This is a genomic window from Ercella succinigenes (assembly GCF_900002895.1).
This window is the reverse complement of the sequence record NZ_CDHP01000040.1, coordinates 121,808-140,059: the sequence shown is the minus strand read 5'-3', so window position 1 is coordinate 140,059 and position 18,252 is coordinate 121,808. Positions and strand designations below refer to the sequence as shown.

Annotated in this window: 19 protein-coding genes; 9 read left to right on the top strand and 10 right to left on the bottom strand. The window is 39.2% G+C overall.

Annotated features, from left to right (window positions below):
* The first annotated feature begins 7 nt into the window (after positions 1-7).
* The gene (locus AC0KSB_RS09350) at positions 8-667 is read left to right on the top strand and encodes a transglutaminase-like domain-containing protein (protein ID WP_472308573.1); all 660 of its coding nucleotides are present in this window, start codon (positions 8-10) and stop codon (positions 665-667) included.
* A 37-nt stretch (positions 668-704) separates the two neighbouring features.
* On the opposite strand, the gene AC0KSB_RS09345 is transcribed toward AC0KSB_RS09350, so the two are convergent.
* Entirely contained in the window at positions 705-1,556 is an 852-nt protein-coding gene (locus AC0KSB_RS09345; RefSeq protein WP_472308571.1) for a CAP domain-containing protein, read from the bottom strand.
* Between the two features lie 272 nt (positions 1,557-1,828).
* Positions 1,829-2,479 carry a PAQR family membrane homeostasis protein TrhA gene (gene trhA / locus AC0KSB_RS09340; protein WP_472308569.1) on the bottom strand — a complete coding sequence of 217 codons (651 nt, stop codon included), beginning with the start codon at positions 2,477-2,479 and terminating at the stop codon, positions 1,829-1,831.
* 198 nt (positions 2,480-2,677) lie between these two features.
* Here trhA and AC0KSB_RS09335 point away from each other — a divergent pair, with 198 nt between their 5' ends.
* From AC0KSB_RS09335 to eno, 3 genes are all read left to right on the top strand, one after another.
* The gene (locus tag AC0KSB_RS09335; RefSeq protein WP_472308567.1) at positions 2,678-2,950 is read left to right on the top strand and encodes an NAD(P)H-dependent oxidoreductase subunit E; all 273 of its coding nucleotides are present in this window, start codon (positions 2,678-2,680) and stop codon (positions 2,948-2,950) included.
* A gap of 26 nt (positions 2,951-2,976) precedes the next feature.
* Positions 2,977-4,491: a 4Fe-4S dicluster domain-containing protein gene (locus AC0KSB_RS09330; protein WP_472308565.1), complete on the top strand. Its 1,515-nt coding sequence runs from the start codon at positions 2,977-2,979 to the stop codon at positions 4,489-4,491.
* 127 nt (positions 4,492-4,618) lie between these two features.
* On the top strand, positions 4,619-5,932 hold the full coding sequence (gene eno / locus AC0KSB_RS09325; RefSeq protein ID WP_472308563.1) for a phosphopyruvate hydratase: 1,314 nt from the start codon (positions 4,619-4,621) through the stop codon (positions 5,930-5,932).
* A gap of 59 nt (positions 5,933-5,991) precedes the next feature.
* Here eno and AC0KSB_RS09320 read toward each other — a convergent pair whose 3' ends face one another.
* On the bottom strand, positions 5,992-6,873 hold the full coding sequence (locus AC0KSB_RS09320; RefSeq protein WP_472308561.1) for a putative ABC transporter permease: 882 nt from the start codon (positions 6,871-6,873) through the stop codon (positions 5,992-5,994).
* Between the two features lie 307 nt (positions 6,874-7,180).
* Here AC0KSB_RS09320 and AC0KSB_RS09315 point away from each other — a divergent pair, with 307 nt between their 5' ends.
* The 3 genes from AC0KSB_RS09315 to AC0KSB_RS09305 are packed head-to-tail and all read left to right on the top strand — an operon-like array spanning position 7,181 to position 9,428.
* A complete protein-coding gene (locus tag AC0KSB_RS09315; protein ID WP_472308559.1) occupies positions 7,181-8,164 on the top strand; it encodes an ABC transporter ATP-binding protein in 984 nt (327 codons plus the stop codon).
* A gap of 1 nt (position 8,165) precedes the next feature.
* Positions 8,166-8,402 carry a hypothetical protein gene (locus AC0KSB_RS09310; RefSeq protein WP_472308557.1) on the top strand — a complete coding sequence of 79 codons (237 nt, stop codon included), beginning with the start codon at positions 8,166-8,168 and terminating at the stop codon, positions 8,400-8,402.
* Between the two features lie 12 nt (positions 8,403-8,414).
* Positions 8,415-9,428, top strand: coding sequence for an ABC transporter permease (locus AC0KSB_RS09305; RefSeq protein WP_472308555.1), 1,014 nt, complete (start codon positions 8,415-8,417; stop codon positions 9,426-9,428).
* A 78-nt stretch (positions 9,429-9,506) separates the two neighbouring features.
* Here AC0KSB_RS09305 and AC0KSB_RS09300 read toward each other — a convergent pair whose 3' ends face one another.
* The 3 genes from AC0KSB_RS09300 to AC0KSB_RS09290 form a co-directional block, all read right to left on the bottom strand.
* A complete protein-coding gene (locus AC0KSB_RS09300; RefSeq protein ID WP_472308553.1) occupies positions 9,507-10,283 on the bottom strand; it encodes an EAL domain-containing protein in 777 nt (258 codons plus the stop codon).
* A gap of 156 nt (positions 10,284-10,439) precedes the next feature.
* Positions 10,440-10,757 carry an AzlD domain-containing protein gene (locus tag AC0KSB_RS09295; RefSeq protein WP_472308551.1) on the bottom strand — a complete coding sequence of 106 codons (318 nt, stop codon included), beginning with the start codon at positions 10,755-10,757 and terminating at the stop codon, positions 10,440-10,442.
* The gene (locus AC0KSB_RS09290) at positions 10,750-11,502 is read right to left on the bottom strand and encodes an AzlC family ABC transporter permease (protein ID WP_472308549.1); all 753 of its coding nucleotides are present in this window, start codon (positions 11,500-11,502) and stop codon (positions 10,750-10,752) included. The genes AC0KSB_RS09295 and AC0KSB_RS09290 overlap by 8 nt, the downstream gene beginning before the upstream one ends.
* Positions 11,503-11,725: 223 nt before the next feature.
* Between AC0KSB_RS09290 and AC0KSB_RS09285 the strand changes: the two genes are divergently transcribed.
* Both AC0KSB_RS09285 and mutM read left to right on the top strand, forming a co-directional pair.
* A complete protein-coding gene (locus tag AC0KSB_RS09285) occupies positions 11,726-13,690 on the top strand; it encodes an NAD(+) synthase (RefSeq protein ID WP_472308547.1) in 1,965 nt (654 codons plus the stop codon).
* 27 nt (positions 13,691-13,717) lie between these two features.
* Positions 13,718-14,557, top strand: a complete 840-nt coding sequence (gene mutM, locus AC0KSB_RS09280; protein ID WP_472308545.1) for a bifunctional DNA-formamidopyrimidine glycosylase/DNA-(apurinic or apyrimidinic site) lyase — start codon at positions 13,718-13,720, stop codon at positions 14,555-14,557.
* Here the strand turns inward: mutM and AC0KSB_RS09275 are convergent.
* Genes AC0KSB_RS09275 through AC0KSB_RS09260 form a run of 4 tightly spaced genes read right to left on the bottom strand, consistent with a single transcriptional unit; the run spans position 14,552 to position 18,158 of the window.
* On the bottom strand, positions 14,552-14,848 hold the full coding sequence (locus AC0KSB_RS09275) for a ferredoxin (RefSeq protein WP_472308543.1): 297 nt from the start codon (positions 14,846-14,848) through the stop codon (positions 14,552-14,554). The two genes, mutM and AC0KSB_RS09275, sit on opposite strands and share 6 nt — an antisense overlap.
* Positions 14,849-14,863: 15 nt before the next feature.
* Positions 14,864-15,832: a hypothetical protein gene (locus tag AC0KSB_RS09270; RefSeq protein ID WP_472308541.1), complete on the bottom strand. Its 969-nt coding sequence runs from the start codon at positions 15,830-15,832 to the stop codon at positions 14,864-14,866.
* Complete coding sequence (locus tag AC0KSB_RS09265; RefSeq protein ID WP_472308539.1) at positions 15,819-17,501, bottom strand: sensor histidine kinase; 1,683 nt, start codon at positions 17,499-17,501, stop codon at positions 15,819-15,821. Before AC0KSB_RS09265 ends, AC0KSB_RS09270 begins: the two co-directional genes overlap by 14 nt.
* Positions 17,502-18,158, bottom strand: a complete 657-nt coding sequence (locus AC0KSB_RS09260; protein WP_472308537.1) for a response regulator transcription factor — start codon at positions 18,156-18,158, stop codon at positions 17,502-17,504.
* Between the last annotated feature and the right edge of the window lie 94 nt (positions 18,159-18,252).

Here is an 18,252-nt window from a genome sequence, read left to right as displayed (position 1 = left end):
TTTAGAAATGAATTTTTTTACCGAGTCAGATTATTTAAATGATTATTTGTTGAGCTCTGAGGCTATAGATCATAATAATCCTAAAATAAGATTTGTTGCTAAATGGCTTATGGATTCAATGATGAAAAATATTAATGAAAATCCTGACTCAATCAGATGGCCAGATCCAGAAATGGAGCTGGCCAATCTGACTTTTGATTTTGTCAGGGATCATATAAAGCATTCTGCCGATATTGCCAGCACAAAAGTAGTCTGGCAGGCTTCTGATGTTTTACAGTTTAAAGAGGGTCTTTGTTACGGCAAATCACATCTGCTGGCAGCCTTGCTTCGCTGCAACGGAATACCTTCAGGTCTATGTTATCAATACCTAAGATTAGAAGATGATGACCAGTCTCCGTTGATAATTCATAGTCTTAATGCCGTTTACTTCCAATCAATCGACCGCTGGATAAGACTTGATGCCAGAGGCAACAAAAACGGGGTTAATGCTGAGTTTAATATCGAACAAGAGCAAATTGCCTTCCCGGTCAGACCAGGTCTTGGCGAAACAGATTTGCCCGTTATAATGAAGGATACTGACCGGGCAGTCTTGATAAAGTTGAAAAAACACGAAAATTTACAAGCACTAATGGCTGATCTTCCAACCAGAATAGCAGGAGCATCTTAACCTCATATCTTCTAAACATTAACCGATCTTCTAAACATTAACCGATAAATATTTGTGTCCAGTAGCTATATCCCTGACTGTCGGTGTATATGCCTACTGCCAGATACTTATAGTCTCCTCGTATATTGGTAAGGTGACCTGGTGATTTTAACCATAGTTCAAGAACCTGATCGGCGCTATAGCCACTGGGAACCATTGCCAGATTCTCTGCTGCACGGCTGTATTGTATGCCATGAGCTCTTATGAGATCAAAAACTTTAGTTCCATCCGGCCTGTCATGGCTAAATTTCTGCGCAGATTCACCTGCTCGTATTACAGCCACGTTTACTACATCAGAACCTGCTGCTGAAAATCTGGTCAAACCTTGCGATGCTCTATAATTATTAACTGCTTCCAGCATTTTCTGCTCCAGGGTCGAGGCAGATGAAACCGGTGGCTGAGTCGGAGCCGGTTGAGTTTCTACAGGCTGCGTTGGTACCGGCTGAGTTTCTACAGGTTGCGTTGGTTGTGCTGATGTTTCCACAGGTTGCGTCGGAGCAGGCTCTGTTTCCACAGGAGGTGTCGGTGTCGGAGCAGGCTCTGTTTCCAAAGGCTGCGTTGGTTTTACTGATGTTTCAGCAGGAGCCTTTGTTGGCTTTGGTTTAACCGTTGTCTCTTTTGTTGTCTCAGGACTGTTTTTCTTATCTTCAGATAAGGTTTTTATCGCCTGTCTGTTAATTCCCTCTATATATTCACTGTCTGAATATTTTGTCACAGCTTCCGTCTTTTCTGTGTCCAAAGACGGCGCTGCTATTCTACCATTAGCGTAAATAAAGCTGACAGAAATAATCGTTCCTGTCAGCAAAATTGCAGATGTTATTCCAATAATAATTTTTTTGTTTTTATTCACAGATTTCCTCACTGCAAACTCTTATTATATAACTGTTTAATTAACTGGTAATGATGCAAAAATATGTCGAACTACTGGTTAATAAAGGTTAATCGAGTTCTTCATGCTTTATCGCTTTTCGATTGCTCTACTTCCTGATTTTATAATCTATAACCGATTTAGTCAAGTTTAGTCACATTACATTAATGTTTCAAACTGTTATTAACTGTCTTGATTGGATAATCTGACAGTAACGGAAGCTTTCTCAAAAAATATAAAGATTGCATATTCTCTCAGCGCAAGAAGAAAACAATAGCTATAAAGTGACATATTGCTCCTGCATTGACAAAAAAGTGCCAAACAACATGTGCATAGCGTTTTTCAAGAGCAAAAAAGATTATACCAGCAGTGTAAAAAATACCACCTGCAAGAATTAACCAAAAACAGGCAGGTTGTGCTCTTGCCGCAAACAGTGGAAAACAAGCCACTATCGCCCAACCCATGGCAAGATAAAGTAAAATAGAAAAAATCCAGGAAAGGAGACTTTTTTTGAAACTTATGCTTTTAAAAATGATGCCAATAATTACAAGAGACCATTCAACCGCTAGAATTATCCAGCCTGTTCTGCCACCTATTACTGATAAAACAAGAGGAGTATAGCTGCCGGCAATTGCAAAAAATATTGACATATGGTCAAACCGGTTTAGTATTCTTTTGTACTTACTGCTTGCTGGAATTGAGTGATAAATTGCTGATGTAGAGAACATCAGAATCAGGCAAAGAATAAAAATGCCTACGCCTATTCCATCTTTCAAAGCCATATTTCCGGCCTGGTTTATAACATGTATTAAAACCAGCGGCATCGATATAAGTAAAATAGCCGCCATTCCTCCATGTGTAGCTGTATTCCATTTTTCCTCAATTTTAGTTTGTACTCTTGACACTATGCTTACCTCGTTATAACAATTCTTTAATCTAGTTTTTAATACTATATGATAAAGTTTACCACATTTTATTATGTTGTTCAACACATTTGCAGCATAATTCAGAGTGATATTCACAGTTCATCAATCAATGACAATGACTCGAAAATCATTTTCCTATGATACAATGAAATCAGTAATAAACAGGAGGGTTTTCCCATGCCGAAAATTGTCGTTGATGTTTGTGCCGGTACACACTGCATAATGATGGGGGCAATGGATATCATTGCATCTATAGAAAGTCTGATCGAATTTACCAATTTGGAAGAAGACTGCGAAATAGTCATTAATCCCGTGCCTTGCGAAGGCAATTGTCAACAGGGACAGCTTGCTCCGATTGTTGCAATAAATGGTCAGTCTATTACCAGGGCGGACAGCGAGACAGTCATGTCAAAAATTCTGGAAATTATCCGCTCTCATAACTGTGTTTGATCTTATAGTTTTTCACGGAGGATAATATGCGTGGTTTGTTTACTCCTATCACTAAAATACGGCGTCAAGTCTTTACCGAGGTAGCCCGCTTTGCCTACGAAAGAGATCTTGATAATACAGATTTTTCTTTTTTCTATGAATCTTCATATAGAATAATACCCGGTGAGCAACCTCTTTATAGAGACAGTGTTTTTAAGGAAAGAGCCATTATTCGAGAGCGTATCCGCATGGCTCTTGGTCTTGAGATGCGTCCTGTAGATCGTCATCATGCACTGACAGAAGATATGGATAAGGCAGATACCGTCGATAAAGCTTTGGCTGAACCCCTTGTTAATGTTATTCCTTTTGCCTGCGAAGCATGTCCGACAGATCAGTTTTTTGTCACAAATAACTGTCGTAAATGTCTGGCTCATCCCTGTACTTCTGTTTGTCCTGTAAAAGCTATTACGATCGGAAAACGTGCCGCTATTATAGATATGTCTAAATGTATAAAATGCGGTCGTTGTGTACAGGCATGCCCTTACAATGCCATTGTTCGTTTTGGACGACCTTGTGCTGAGGCTTGCGGAGCTGATGCAATTGACAGTGATGAACTGGGCAGGGCAGAGATTAATCAGGACAAATGTGTGGCCTGCGGGCTGTGCATAGTAAGCTGCCCTTTTGCCGCAATAGCAGATAAGTCGGAAATTTTCCAGCTAATTACCGCTATAAGACTTGATCAACCTGTGTATGCTGAAATTGCACCTTCTTTTGTCGGTCAGTTCGGTCCTCTGGCTACACCTGGTAAAGTTGTTGCTGCTTTAAAAAAGTTGGGCTTTAAAGATGTTCTGGAGGTAGGCCTTGGTGCTGATATAGGCTCCATACATGAAGCTAAGGAATATCTTGAAAACGTTCCTGAAAAACAAGATTTTCTGGGAACAAGTTGCTGTCCTTCATGGGAATCTTTTGCAAAAGCACAACAGCCGGAACTTGCCGGTTGTATATCTGAATCTCATACTCCAATGGTCGCAACAGCCAAAAAGATTAAAGAAATCAATCCGGATTCGCGGGTTGTTTTTATAGGCCCTTGTGTTGCTAAAAAGAGGGAAGGTCTGGAAAAAGAAGTTAGTCCATATATAGATTATGTAATCACATTTGAAGAATTAATGGGTATGTTTGGTGCTTGTGACATTGAATGGCAGGATCTCCCTGAAGATAATTTTACAACCCTGGCTTCTCGTGATGGTCGTAATTATGCTATTGCCAGCGGAGTTGCACAGGCAATAGTTGATTGTATTAAAAAAGAAAAAAAGGATATAGATGATATTCCTGTTGAACATGCCGATACTTTGAGAGACTGCAAAAAAATGCTAATGAAAGCTAAAGCAGGCAAGTGTCACGGTCATATCCTAGAGGGAATGGCTTGCCCTGGCGGATGTGTCGGTGGCCCTGGTACTCTCATGCCTATACCAAGAGCAGGTGCAGCTGTAAAAACATTTGCTGCCAAAAGTCCTTATGAAACAGCAATTGATAATCCTGCAGCAAACCGCGAAGTATTTTGATGCTTATGTTACATTCGAAAAAAATTGGCAAGGGTATAATTACTTTGTTGTGTGCATGAAGATTTTTAGCGGCAAAACAACTAAATAGATTGTTTTGCCAGAATATGTTTTTCAGGAGGAAAATTATATGATCCAGGAACTTATGATTACCAGAGTGTGGGCAAGAGAAATTATTGATTCTCGTGGCAATCCTACAGTTGAAGCAGATATCGAAACAGAAGATGGTTCATTAGGACGTGCCGCTGTCCCTTCCGGTGCTTCTACCGGTGCTTTTGAAGCAGTTGAATTAAGAGATGAAGATGCAAACCGTTATCTTGGCAAGGGAGTTTTAAAAGCAGTTGATAATATTAATAATATTATCGCTCCGGAGTTGTTGGGCTTTAACGTTTTAGATCAGGCTGGTCTTGATAAATTATTGCTTGAGCTTGATGGTACAGAAAACAAAGGGAAACTGGGAGCAAACGCTCTGTTGGCCGTATCAATGGCGGCAGCCAAAGCCGCAGCTAATGCTCTAGGTCTTGACTTGTATCAATATCTGGGTGGCGTACAGGCACGCAAACTGCCGGTGCCAATGATGAACATCATAAACGGCGGAAAGCATGCTGACAACAGCATTAACCTTCAGGAATTTATGATTATGCCGGCAGGTGCAGAAAGTTTCAGCCAGGGGCTCCAGTGGAGCGTCCAGGTTTTCCACACATTGAAGAAATTGCTTAAGGACAAAGGATATAGTACTTCGGTAGGTGACGAAGGAGGTTTTGCACCAAACTTCGAAAGCGATGAGCAAGCTTTACAATTTATTGTTGAAGCTATAGAAAAAGCTGGTTTCAAACCAGGCGATGATTTCTATATTGCCATGGACGCTGCTGCTACCGAACTTTATGAAGAAGCAAAAAAAGCTGGTAAAGAGGGACAATATTTATTCTGGAAAAATGGTCAATACAAGACTCGTGAAGAAATGGTTGATTTCTGGGCAGAACTTGCTGAAAAGTATCCCATTATATCTCTTGAGGATGGTCTTTCGGAGGATGACTGGGAAGGCTGGAAAATTCTTACCGATAAGCTAGGAGATAAGATTCAGCTGGTAGGTGATGATTTATTTGTTACAAATACTACCAGAATCAGTAAAGGTATAGATCTTGGTGTATCCAATTCTGTTCTGATCAAGGTTAATCAGATCGGAACTTTAACCGAGACTTTAGAAGCTATCGAGATGGCAGCCGATCAGGGCTGGACAGCAATTGTTTCTCACCGCTCCGGTGAAACCGAGGATGTGACAATTGCGGATATTGTTGTTGCTACAAATGCCGGACAAATTAAGACAGGTGCTCCTTCACGTACTGATCGTGTTGCAAAGTATAATCAACTCTTGCGTATAGAAGAAGCTCTTGGAGATGCTGCAGTTTATGCCGGCAAAAAAGCTTTTAAGGTTTCAATCTGATAATAATTCAAGATCCAAGGTAATTGAAAATTTCAGCTGTGAGGCTGGCTACTAAAATATTAGTGGTCAGCCTCTTTTTTGTTTTCAGTCTTGGTTTCATCTAATGATTCCTTCTCCGGTTTATTGACTAATTTGTCAAATCTAGAATTTAATTTATCCAGAGGCAAGACAAATTTACGTCTTTTCTTAAAAATCCAGTTGCGCAAAAATTCAAAAGATTCTTGATAATTTAGAGATTTCATAGTAGGAAAAGCTCTGAGCAGGCGTTTTTGGATATATCCTAACTGGTCTGCCTGATTTCTTAAAACCAAAAAACGTTTTGTAATTATTGCCATCTGATTATTAAATCTATCTGCCAGTGCTGTTTGCTTAACCTGGGCAGATTGCCTGACTTTAGCTAAAACATTAACATATTCAATACGTTTCAAGACTTCATTAAGATTTACCGTCGCCCGGATAGTAAAAGCAAGATCAATCAGGATTATTACAAATATTACAGATGTTATTATTTTGCCGGTTACATCGGACGGAATTTGAATTATACCTACAACTGCAGGATGGATAATATATACCAAGGCAAGGCAGAGAAAACCCCAGCCAAGTGAAAACAATAAACAAATTCTACCGTGTAAATTAAGAGGCAGCATACTGTAATCCCACCATTTGTTTTTAAATATTTTCTCCATAGCCCAGCCGGTCAGATATTCGAGAACAGTTGTTATAACAATAGATACCGGAAAAACTATATACCAATGCTCGCTGAATGGTTTAAGAATTACAAGAACAAAGAGTGCACCAAATCCATATATCGGAATATAAGGTCCATTTAAAAAACCTCTGTTTACCAGCTTTTTTTCCCATACAGTGTGAAATATTGATTCAAGGATCCAGCCTATAAAACAATAAATTACAAACATCTGAAATATTTTGATTACAGCCATTGATACCCCCTTATTAAATCCCCTGTGAAAATAATAGCACATAAAAAAGAGTTTAAAAGTAAAAACATAGTAAGAAAATACTTTTAAAATACTTTTTCCACTTGAAATCTTTCAGGTGCCGGATAAAAATAGAAGGGATGGAAAGTAAAGAAATGGGGAGGTTCGAATCTCTGTTCTGTTTATTTTATTACTATGAACCTCTTACATGGTTTGAAGACATAGTCTTTGCATGCTATGATTATTTTTGAAAAAAAACATCTCTGTATATTGTTAGAATATCCAGATAGGGAAAAGGACAGGTGAAACTATGCAGTTAGAGACAATTGATCTGATTAAACGCTTTGGCCCTAAGCTAGTACTTAATCAGGTTTCCTTTAATGCCAGAAGCGGGGCAGCAATGGGTCTGCTGGGTCGAAATGGAGCTGGCAAAACTACAACTATCCGCACCATTATGAATGTCTTTCCACCAGACGAGGGACAAATTTTGATTGACGGCAAAAACCTTCGCCACAGTAAAATTGGTATAGGTTATTTGCCGGAAGAAAAAGGTCTATATCCTAAAATTAAAATTGGTGATCAGCTCATTTATTTAGGAGAATTGAGAGGCCTTAGTCGTCGGCAAGCCAAAGAAAACATGATTAAATGGTTAAAAAGGCTGGATATGATGGATATCATAGACAAAAAGCTGGAAACATTATCTAAAGGTAATCAGCAAAAAATTCAATTGGCTGTTACTTTGCTTGCTGATCCGGATATTGTAATTCTTGATGAACCTTTCAGCGGTCTTGATCCGGTTAATTCTCAGCTTTTACGAGAAATCGTACACGAGCAAGTTGAGCTGGGCAAAATTGTCCTTTTCTCAAGTCATCAGATGAATTATGTCGAAACATTCTGTGATGATATAGCAATCCTGCATCAAGGTAAAATTGTTCTTTCAGGATCTATTCGTGATATAAAGAGAAGCTATGAAAGAAACAAGATACGTATCGCCATCTCTCCTGATAAGTATCCTCAGGGATCTTTTTCAATTATAAAAGATCTGCAATCCGGCCAAAAACTACCTGAAGCTGTTAGATCTCTGGAAGCTTTAAATGGAGATTGCATTGTTACTTTGAAAAAAGAATCTGCAAGAAATGAGCTGCTCAAATCTTTGGTTGAAGCAAATCTTGAAATTGAACAGTTCAACATTGTTGAACCTTCTCTGGAACAGATCTTTGTCGAAAAAACCGGTGATACTCCATATGAAGCAGATAAGGCAAATAATGCCTCTACTGAAAAGGAGGTAGGATAATATGAACAGGCAATTTTTAACCGTAATGAAATTTGAATTTATGACCTATCTTCGCAACAAAGTCTATGTTGGTATAACTCTTGCAGTTGTTGCTCTTCTGGCTATAGGATTAAGTCTGCCTTCTATTATAAATACCGTTAAAAATTTAGGAATTGATTTTAGTTCTGAAAGTGAACCGGCGGTTGAAGATACAATTTATATTATTGATCAGACAGATTCGGCACCCGCCCTGGAATAGTTTAAGGAAATTATGCCGGATGATCTCTGGCAAACGGCTACAGCTTCTGAATATGATGAAATAAAAGAAAAAATAGATAATAGTGAAGCAGGAGGATTACTGCTGATAGAAAATCCGGAAAGCTACACTTGGGTTATTCGAAGAATGGGCATGACAGGCTCAAGTGCACCCATGCAGTTACAAGCGGCACTTGGTCAATATTACAGAGCCATATATCTTGCTGAACAAGGACTTGATGAAAATTCAATAATTACAGCATTGACTGAACCTTCAATAGAAATTATAGAAACAGTGCAAGAGTCCGGGAAGTCCATGGAACAAACGTATTTCTATACTTATCTTCTTGTATTCCTGCTTTACATGACAGTTATGATGTATGGTCAGCTTGTAGCGACCTCGGTTGCTTCCGAAAAAAGCAATCGGGCAATGGAAATGCTTATAACATCTGCCAGACCAATGAATCTGATGTTTGGTAAGGTTATTGGTTCCGGGCTGGCAGGGCTTGCTCAAATCAGCGTGCTTTTAGTAACTGCCGGTGTCTTCTATAAAATCAATGAAACCTATCTATCTGCTTTTGAAATAATAGAATCTGTATTCAGTATGCCTCCTCAGATTATTTTTTATACTATCCTCTTTTATTTTACCGGCTATTTTGTGTATGCATTCCTGTACGGAGCACTGGGATCCCTGGCTAGCCGGACAGAGGATATCAATACTAGTATTATGCCTATAATGCTGGTATTTATGGTTGCTTTCTTCGTTGCTTTTTATGGCATGATGGCTCCTGAATCAACTTTAATTCTAGTCGCTTCTTTTGTGCCTTTTCTTTCACCAATGGTAATGTTTGTACGTATAGCCATGACCGATGTCCCGATATGGCAAATTGCTATTTCGGTACTTCTGATGTTTGCAACTATTTTTGCAACAGGTTGGCTGGCGGCAAAAATATATCGCATTGGTATTCTGATGTATGGCAAACCACCTAAGTTAAAAGAGCTATCAGTTATGCTCAGAAACGCCCGTTAGTAAAGTTAAAAAGACCACCCGCCTGATAATGATAAAATCAGGCAGAGTGGTCTTTTTTTATGCTTTTAACCCAAATCGTTAATCTGCGTATTTGCGGATAAAATCTTTTAGTTCTTCCATAGGTAAAGGTTTTCCAATAAGATAGCCCTGCCCCATTTTGAATCCGGCTTCTTCAAGTAATTCCATTTGTTCAGCAGTCTCAATTCCTTTAGCACATACCTCAATATCCAGCACCTGTGCCATTTGAAAAATGCCCACAATAATCTTAAGCTCTTTTTCAAATTCTGTGATTCCCTTTGTAAATTCTTTGCTTAATTCAATAATATCAAAAGGAATCTTACGCAAAATATCTATGTTTGAATATCCGGTACCGAAATTGCCAAGAACCAGCTTGATCCCTAATTCATCGTGCAGACGATGTAGATTTTCAATTCCTGTTTCATCTAACGGCTGTGCTTCACTTAGCTCGAACTGTAAGTTATTGTTGTAAATACCTGTTTTTTCAATTAAAGCTGACAATCTATCAATGAATTCCGGTCGATTAGCTTGGAAGCCTAAAATATTGATAGAGATTGTCAGATTCATTTCCAGCTCATTCATTAGTCTGGCACCGTCTGTGAAAGCATGTTCCAAAAACCAGGAACCAAATTTTTTGGTCAGTTCTTCGTCTGCTTCGATCACTGGAATAAATGCCTCCGGCTGGATAGATTCCTGATTCTCCGAAAGCATCAAATCTACGAAAACTTCATAGGTATTGCAGGTATTGCGGCCAAAAGTCCACTTGGGCTGTCCAAACAGTTTGAATCGGTCATTGTTCAAGGCATCAATAATTTGCTCTTTACTAACTCGTGTCATAGCTGCTACCCCCTTGCTGCAAAAGCTACTTCTTGTGACTAATTCTTTTTGATATTAATCAGATGCTGGTTTGTCTCTCTGAAACAATATCAAAGAAAGATCGTATAGATATATTATACGATAAAAAAACAATTAGCAATTTATCTTTTGTGCAAATTATAATAGCTGTAACAGACGTTCTGTCAAAAAAACTGCAATCGACGCTCCGATAGCCACTGTCAGAAGACTTCTTTTATGCCAGCCTAAAAGCAAAGCAACAACCAGACCGGCTAGAGCAGACCATATTGAAGAAGTCGCAAAGAAGATCGCGGGGATGGTCATAACGGCCAAAACGGCATAGGGAACATAGTACAGAAAAGATCTTACCCAGATATTTTCTATTTTTTTTCGCACAAGTAAAAGAGGAAGCATTCTGGGCAACCAGGTAACGGCAGTCATAACAAGAATTGCAATAAACAATTTTTGATCAGCCATTTCTTTGCACCTCCTCGGTCGGAGTTATCTGAATTGGTGCCAGACAGGCTCCTGCAGCTGATGCAATTATTGTACAGATAATTATTCTCCAGCCCAAAGGAATCAGAGATAATAGCGGTGCAAATTCAAAAAGAACGCTTAAAGCAGCGGCAAAAGCAACAACCAGAAGCACCGGTCTGGATTTGCGTGCGGATGGCATAATGATTGCCACAAACATAGCATAAAGAGCAATTCCCAATGCACTGCGCCAAGCCAGAGGCAGAATATAACCTGCTAATGCACCTGCATAAGTTCCACCGGTCCAACCCAAAACCGGAAGTGTCATTAATCCTATCATATAGGATAAGCCCAGTTCATCTTCACGTAATATAGCAACTGCATAAACTTCGTCAGTTATGCCATATCCTATCAAAAGGCGCTGTGGAATCGACAAATCTGATCTTATTCGCTGTGAAAGAGATAATGACATTAGTGCATAGCGCATATTTATCAGTAAAGTTGTTAATGCGATTTCCAGCCAGGGTGCATTAGTCAAAATTAATTTTAATCCTGCAAATTGTCCGGCTGATGTTAAGTTAGTAAGAGAAAGAAAAGCTGCTGTCAGAGGAGCTATTTTACCTTCTGCTGCAAAAATTCCAAAAGCAAAAGATACTGCCAGATAGCCTAACCCTATCGGCAGGCCGTCCCGCAGTCCGTTCAATAAGTCTTTTCTTATTCTGAAACCTCCAGCTGACAGATCACTCATTTTTTTCCCTCATTTTTTCTCCTGCTATTATAATCTTGTATTAAGCTTATTTACAATCAGTAAACTGTCTGGAAAATTTTCAATTCACGCCGTTTCATTGTGCTATAATGTGAATCAAATTTCAGAGTTAATCATTGTCTTGTTTTTCTTTTTTTAAGCTGTGATTGCTTGATAATTTTATTATTTAACAATTACAGTAATTTACTTACCGGGAGGCATTATTATGCAGGATGGTTTTATAAGAACAGCGGCAGCTTCACTTGATATAAGGGTAGCTGATTGCCAATATAATAGCAGCAAAATTCAAGAAACTATTGAGAAAGCAGCACAAAAAGATGTTCAGCTGTTGGTTTTGCCTGAGCTTTGCCTGACAGGATATACTTGTGGCGATCTTTTCCTTAGCAAGGTTCTTCTCGATAATGCTTTGTCTTGTCTGGAAAGTTTGCTTAAATTCAGCCGGGACTTTGAAATGATTATAATTATAGGAATGCCGCTTGCTGTAGGAAATGATCTTTATAATGTTGCTGCTGTTTGTTGTAAGGGCAAAATACTTGGTATTGTTCCTAAGCAGAACATTCCTAATTATTCTGAATTTTATGAGATGAGACATTTCCGTCCTTTTAATGGAGATGACGGCGATTGTATGCTCGAAGTGGCAGGACAGGAAGTTCCTTTTGGGCAGAAGCTTCTTTTTGCCAGCAAAGAAATTACTGATTTTATATTCGCTGCTGAAATATGCGAAGATCTCTGGGTTCCTTTGCCACCATCAGCCGGTCATGCACTGGCAGGTGCTACAATTATTGCCAATCTTTCTGCCAGTGATGAAATTATCGGCAAGGCTGATTACAGAAGATTGTTGGTACAAAGCCATTCTGCAAAACTAATCTGCGGTTATGTCTATGCGGATGCCGGTCAGGGAGAATCAACTACAGATCTGGTTTTTGCCTCGCATAATATGATATACGAAAATGGGCATGAGCTTGCACAGGCAGAAATGTTCCAAAATGAAATGGTAATATCTGAGATAGATGTTCAGATGCTGGCAGCAGAACGCAGACGGCAGAACACTTTTGCCGGCTCAAACAAGGGTTATAAAATAATAACTTTTTCTTTGATAAGCCGCGAGCTGGAAATTAATAGAAAATACCATGCCTTCCCTTTTGTTCCGGCAAATCCTCTGGAACTCGAGGACAGGTGCGAACAGATCCTTACTATGCAGATGCAGGGGCTAAGAAAGAGGCTTGTGCACACAAATGCCGACACTGCTGTTATAGGGTTGTCCGGTGGGCTTGATTCAACACTTGCGCTTCTGATTACTGTCCGGGCTTTTGACTCTTTGGCTTGGGATCGCTCCAGAATTCTATCTATCACGATGCCGGGATTTGGTACGACCGATAGAACATACGGCAATGCGCTAATTCTTGCAAAATCATTAGGCACTTCAATTAAGGAAATTTCTATTGCGAAAGCTGTCGAACAGCATTTTGCCGATATCGGTCAAAATTCTGATACATATGATGTTACATATGAGAATTCTCAAGCCAGAGAACGCACTCAGATTCTTATGGATATTGCAAATCAAACAGGAGGGTTGGTAGTAGGAACAGGAGATTTGTCAGAACTGGCACTTGGCTGGGCCACTTATAACGGTGATCATATGTCAATGTATGCTGTAAACTCTTCTGTCCCCAAAACTCTTGTAAGGCATCTGGTTTCTTACGAAGCTTCACACTGTGATGATACTCTTAGAAAGGCACTTCTTGATGTTCTTGACACGCCGGTGAGCCCTGAGCTTCTACCTCCCCAGGATGGTAAAATTGCTCAAAAAACCGAGCATTTGGTTGGACCTTATGAATTGCATGATTTTTTTCTGTATTATCTCGTTCGTTTTGGTTTTACGCCTGCCAAAATCCGGAGACTGGCTCGCTTGGCATTTGTTGATGCGGAAAGCAAAAAAACTGAAGAAAACAAACGCAGTCCGGAACAAATTCACAGCGAAATTGATCGCTGGCTGCCTGTTTTTATACGCAGATTTTTTAGCCAACAGTTTAAAAGATCTTGTCTGCCAGACGGCCCTAAAGTAGGCAGTGTAACTTTATCGCCCAGAGGTGATTGGCGCATGCCTAGCGATGCGGCTGTAGATATGTGGCTGAACGATTTGCAAAAAGCAATCGCTAAAGAAAGTTGATCAAAAAGATTTTTTAAGGAGAATAAAATGCCTGAATTGCCTGAGGTAGAAACAATAAGAAGAAGTTTGTTGTTAAAATTGAAAAATAATGTCTTCAAAGAAGTAGAGGTATTCAAATCTGAAGTTCTGATAAATGAATTCAGTTTATCTTTATCAGGGTGTGAAATTAAGGATTTACGCAGACGAGGCAAGTATTTGATCATTGATGCAGGAAATACCGTAAGTATTGTTATTCACTTACGTATGACAGGTCAACTTCTGCTCGATGAACAAGGTGATATGAAGCGTGATCATGTTCATGTTAAATTCAAACTCACCGACAAATCAGGTAATAATCCGTTTGATTTGCTTTTTAGAGATGTGCGGCGTTTCGGCCGCATCTGGTACTTCCCTCAGGGGAAAGAAACTCTGCAGCAAGGTCTTGCATCTTTAGGCCCTGAACCACTGGACAGCGAATGGACATTTGAGCATTTCAAAACGGCTTTGCAAAGACATAAAAAAGCTAATATAAAAAATGTTCTTCTTAATCAGCATGTTGTCGCCGGTCTTGGCAATATATATGTTGATGAGTCGCTTTTTCTTGCAGGAATAAGTCCCTTACGTCTGGCTGCATCTTTATTCGATATTGAAATAAGCAAACTGCATCAGGCAGTTAAACAGGTGCTGGGATCTGCAATAGGGCATCGGGGAACTTCTTTCCGCGATTATGTTGATGGATTAAACACCAAAGGACACTTTCAGTATCAATTAAAAGTCTATGGAAAGGGCGGGCAAAAGTGCCAGATTTGTGGGCAGGAAATTACAAAACGAAAAGTGGCCGGACGTGGAACATGCAGTTGTCCCTGCTGTCAGCCTGACCCTTTATAAATTAAAGGCAGATAAAATATCGTTTAGACCAATTACTTTAATCGCTGCAACCGGACATGAATCAGCTGAACTTTTTATGAACTCCAAAATTTGTAGTTTATTATCAGCTAAATCTGATTTTATGCTCTCATTTATCTTTTTTTCATTAATAACTGCTGTCATATTATCTCTTATTTCAAAAAAGCCCAGACTAATCTCAGAACAAAAGCCACAGCCAATACATTTTTTTGTATCTATATCTATTTCAAAAAAACTTTCTCTGTTCGATACAAAATCTGTGCTTATTCGCATAATATAAACCTCATGTTACTGTCCAGCAAAGCCTACTACCTGCATTATAGCCACATTATAAAAAACCGTAAACCTTGTATTAGTCTGAGGATCTTCGAAAATAACATGGCAGATCATGCCTTCCATTTTATAACTTTCAGGCTGCCCAGGCCATGACGCCAAGGTAGCAACAGGAGCCTTTAATCCCGGGCTGGTTACATCTAAAAGCCATTCTGTTAGATGGCTGACAAAAACACGAGCGGATTTACTTGCCTGCTCAAGAATAGCATCATCTGCTTTTAGTTCTCCATGCAGATATTGTGGCGCATCCATACGGAAGTAAACAAGACCACGATTATGATTCCAAGCAGTTTTTAAAGACCATGACCAGTCAAAATCATTACTTAAACTACTTTCAGACAAAAGCCATTCATTGGTTAATTTCTCTGTTCTGACTCCTGGCTTTGGTATAATTCCATCATCTCTATATATCCAGTATTTTCTTTGACCTGTAATTAAAAGGTTATCATGAACCTCCGGCATTTTTCTTAGAAGATATTGTGACCACCAGTCAAGATTCCAATAATCATCAGTTGCTGTAACATCAGACGCCGAAACCTCAATATGGTTGTTCTCATTTAGACGTTCGAAAGGATCCAAAGAAACCTCCGCTCCCTGCATATCAATTTGTGATTCAGTATTCAGATTAATTGGCAATATTTGATGAACAGTTAAACCTGGTTCCTGCTGAGGTATTCTGACCGCCAGAGACAAAATTGCAAACCTTCCTGATACTACAATCATTAATCCAATCAGAACCGTCATCAAATTGCCGCGACCTAATTTGCAGAAAAAACTCTGCCAGAAGCTTTGTTTTTCTGAACAATTTTGCTCAGAAAATGCCTGACCAGTGCTTGCAAAACTTTTCTGCCTGCTATTGAAAAGCTTGTTGCTGGCTATATTTTGCTTTTGTTTTGCTTTTGTACTAGCTTTATGCCTGATCACTTGCTTTCTGCCCCTCCTGACTAGCTATGTTTTTTGTAGTTTCGTTTTGAGAATTAGTTTTAGCAGTTTGATTAACTTCAGAAAGCTGAGCCAAGGCAGCTATTTCCGGAGCTGGCTTTTCTACTAAAGGAAAAACCAATCTCACAGTTGTGCCAGCGTCAATTTTACTTTCTATCTTAAGTTCAGCATTATGGACTCTGGCAATTTCATCGCATAGAGCCAATCCCAGTCCGGCGCCACCTGCTTTTCGAGTTCTTGCCTTGTCTAAAACATAAAATGGCTGGCGTATTTTTTCAATTTCTTTCTCTGGAATGCCACAACCATTATCCTTAATAGCCACTTCAATTTGATGACTGTCTAAAAGTTTAGCAATCAAAAATACTTTTTCTCCCTCTTTGGAAGCTTTAGCAGCATTTTCGAGAATATTTGACAATAAAGAACGAAACAATTCCAGATTAACAGCAACTATTCCATGTTGATTATTTAAGGTAAGTTCAACATGATATTTTTCCATAATCGGCTTGGTAATAAAGGATATCTCTTCAAGCAAATCAAATATATCAACTTGTTCCAGATCAAATTGATCTGATCCTAATAAAGTAAGATCCATAAGAAGTTTCGATATATGCTCCAGATGGCGGCCTTCCTTATAAATATATTCAGCCTGCCGTATTCTTTCTTCATCTGACATACTGGGGGCCTGCCGGATAAGATCAGCAAAACCTATTATGCTGGTAAGAGGAGATTTTATTTCATGTGTTAGATTATCAATAAATCTGGTTCGATCTTCATTCATTTGCTCCAAAGAATGTATATTATTTTCAACCGCTTCTGCCATGCTGTTAAAATCATGTCCCAGAGCTGATAATTCATCACGTCCTCCCACAGCCAGACGAATATTATACTCACCTTTGGAAAATCTGGAAGTATATTGTCTTAAGATAGCAATAGGTCTTGTAAGCCAGATTGCTATTATCAGCAGTACGCCGGCAGCAGCCAGTGCCAATCCGAGCATTAGATCAGCAGAAAAATAAATCTGATTATATAAAAGAGTATATATATCGGAAACATCCTTAATTGTAACCAAAGTATAGGTTCTGTTTTCAAGTTCAATCAGGCTGGAAACAAAAAGCCAGTGGCCTTTGTCCAGACTTTGTATTATAGTATAACGTTCCAGCGGCTGCGATAATTCAAGTTCAGGCCTGTCAATGAGAGCAGCCGGTCTTTCTGAACCTTCCAGGCTTTGTTGATTTGTATCAACATTATCAACAGCCTCAATCTCTGTACTGCTTTTAGAAAAATAACGAGGTTCAAAAGGTAGATTGCTGAACATTTGCTCATGATCTTTATATAATTCAAAATAAACAACTGCAGATTGTCCGCTTTGATTATCAGTTAAAAAAACCGGTCTATTGTAGCTGTCGGCTAGCCTAGAAATAGATTTTATCATTTCTTCTTCATCCAGAAAGGCATTGCCGGCCTGATAACGATCATGCACTACAGCAGTTTGCATAGAGCCTATCACCAGGTCGTGAGAACTAATACCATTTTGTCTGGCCTGCTCTATATTACCCTGATGATTAGCCTTAAGCAGAAGCAGGGAAACTATGCTGATAGTCACCATAATCAGTGCCAGCGAACATAAAAAGATTTTTTGCCAGAAACGCATCTATCTATCCAGCCTGTAACCTATTTTAACTACTGCTTTAAGTTTGTCATGAAAATCAAGTTTTTTCCGCAGCTGCATTATGTGCATATCTACCGTTCTTGTTTCTCCTACAAAGCAATATCCCCATACCTGCTGCAGTATTGTTTCCCTGCTAAGAGCCTCGTCTACATGTCTGATCAAAAGAACCAAAAGATCAAATTCTTTCGGTGTAAGAAAAATTGCTTCTCCCGCCTGTCTAACCATTCTTTCGGTCAGACTTACTTCTATATCGTTATATTGTAAAAGCTGATTGCTGCGATTATATCTTCGCAGGACAACTTCTATTCTTGCCAGAAGCTCGCGCGGTTCAAAAGGTTTTACCATGTAATCCTCGGCACCCATTTTTAATCCACGTACCCGGTCATCAACTTTGTCTCTGGCAGTAAGAAATATCACTGGTATTTCGCGTCCACGTATTTTCTCCAGTATTTCAAAACCATCCATACCAGGAAGCATTATATCGAGTAAAATAAGATCATACTTATTTGTCTGAATATGGAAAAGAGCATCATTTCCATGATGGCAAACATCATAATCATACTCACCCAGTTTGAGTGATGCCTCAATAAGCGCTGCAATAGCTATATCATCTTCAACTATCAATATTTTTGCTGCCACATTATTATCCTCCATTTTACAGACAGATTATAGCACAGCCTTTGTCCTTGCAAATATATAAAAGAGATGTCATGACATTGTTTTTACCACAAAA

What these genes read in the sequence shown, in the direction of transcription:
- AC0KSB_RS09350 (WP_472308573.1), top strand. Translation starts at nt 8, where the DNA reads ATGAATTTTTTTACCGAGTCAGATTATTTAAATGATTATTTGTTGAGC.
- AC0KSB_RS09335 (WP_472308567.1), top strand. Translation starts at nt 2,678, where the DNA reads ATGCCGAAAATTGTCGTTGATGTTTGTGCCGGTACACACTGCATAATG.
- AC0KSB_RS09330 (WP_472308565.1), top strand. Translation starts at nt 2,977, where the DNA reads ATGCGTGGTTTGTTTACTCCTATCACTAAAATACGGCGTCAAGTCTTT.
- eno (WP_472308563.1), top strand. Translation starts at nt 4,619, where the DNA reads ATGATCCAGGAACTTATGATTACCAGAGTGTGGGCAAGAGAAATTATT.
- AC0KSB_RS09320 (WP_472308561.1), bottom strand. Translation starts at nt 6,873, where the DNA reads ATGGCTGTAATCAAAATATTTCAGATGTTTGTAATTTATTGTTTTATA.
- AC0KSB_RS09315 (WP_472308559.1), top strand. Translation starts at nt 7,181, where the DNA reads ATGCAGTTAGAGACAATTGATCTGATTAAACGCTTTGGCCCTAAGCTA.
- AC0KSB_RS09310 (WP_472308557.1), top strand. Translation starts at nt 8,166, where the DNA reads ATGAACAGGCAATTTTTAACCGTAATGAAATTTGAATTTATGACCTAT.
- AC0KSB_RS09305 (WP_472308555.1), top strand. Translation starts at nt 8,415, where the DNA reads ATGCCGGATGATCTCTGGCAAACGGCTACAGCTTCTGAATATGATGAA.
- AC0KSB_RS09300 (WP_472308553.1), bottom strand. Translation starts at nt 10,283, where the DNA reads ATGACACGAGTTAGTAAAGAGCAAATTATTGATGCCTTGAACAATGAC.
- AC0KSB_RS09295 (WP_472308551.1), bottom strand. Translation starts at nt 10,757, where the DNA reads ATGGCTGATCAAAAATTGTTTATTGCAATTCTTGTTATGACTGCCGTT.
- AC0KSB_RS09290 (WP_472308549.1), bottom strand. Translation starts at nt 11,502, where the DNA reads ATGAGTGATCTGTCAGCTGGAGGTTTCAGAATAAGAAAAGACTTATTG.
- AC0KSB_RS09285 (WP_472308547.1), top strand. Translation starts at nt 11,726, where the DNA reads ATGCAGGATGGTTTTATAAGAACAGCGGCAGCTTCACTTGATATAAGG.
- mutM (WP_472308545.1), top strand. Translation starts at nt 13,718, where the DNA reads ATGCCTGAATTGCCTGAGGTAGAAACAATAAGAAGAAGTTTGTTGTTA.
- AC0KSB_RS09275 (WP_472308543.1), bottom strand. Translation starts at nt 14,848, where the DNA reads ATGCGAATAAGCACAGATTTTGTATCGAACAGAGAAAGTTTTTTTGAA.
- AC0KSB_RS09265 (WP_472308539.1), bottom strand. Translation starts at nt 17,501, where the DNA reads ATGCGTTTCTGGCAAAAAATCTTTTTATGTTCGCTGGCACTGATTATG.